Origin of the sequence: Roseomonas sp. KE2513 (genome assembly GCF_016107305.1) — a bacterium.
Lineage (GTDB): Bacteria > Pseudomonadota > Alphaproteobacteria > Acetobacterales > Acetobacteraceae > Roseomonas.
Map to the genome: position 1 here is coordinate 1 of NZ_RCVR01000193.1, position 478 is coordinate 478.

The following is a 478-nucleotide window of genomic DNA, read 5'->3' on the forward strand; positions in this document are numbered from 1 at the left end:
ATGCCATGTTGCGACGCTGATGAAGCGCATGGGCATCGAGGCGATCTACCGCAAGCCGAACACCTCAAAGCCAGCGCCGGGCCACAAGATCTACCCGTACCTGCTGCGCGGGATGAAGATCGAGCGCCCGAACCAGGTCTGGGCCATGGATATCACCTACGTGCCCATGGCGCGTGGCTTCGTCTACCTCGCCGCCGTGCTCGACTGGTTCAGCCGCCGGGTCCTGTCCTGGCGGGTGTCGATCAGCATGGACGCATCGTTCTGCGTCGAGGCACTGGAGGAGGCAATGGTCAGGCATGGCCAGCCTGACATCTTCAATACGGACCAAGGATCGCAGTTCACCAGCCAAGTCTTCACCGAAGTGCTGCTCAAGGCCGGTATCGCCATCAGCATGGACGGCCGAGGCGCTTGGCGCGACAACGTCTTCGTCGAGCGGCTCTGGCGCTCGGTCAAGTACGAGGAGATCTACCTGAAGGCT

Annotated in this window: 1 protein-coding gene; it reads left to right on the forward strand. The window is 61.9% G+C overall.

Annotation, left to right across the window (positions count from 1 at the left end; all coding sequences use genetic code 11):
- Positions 1-478, forward strand: a 478-nt coding sequence (locus tag D9599_RS30920; RefSeq protein ID WP_198385163.1) for an IS3 family transposase, incomplete at both ends; no start/stop codon positions are given.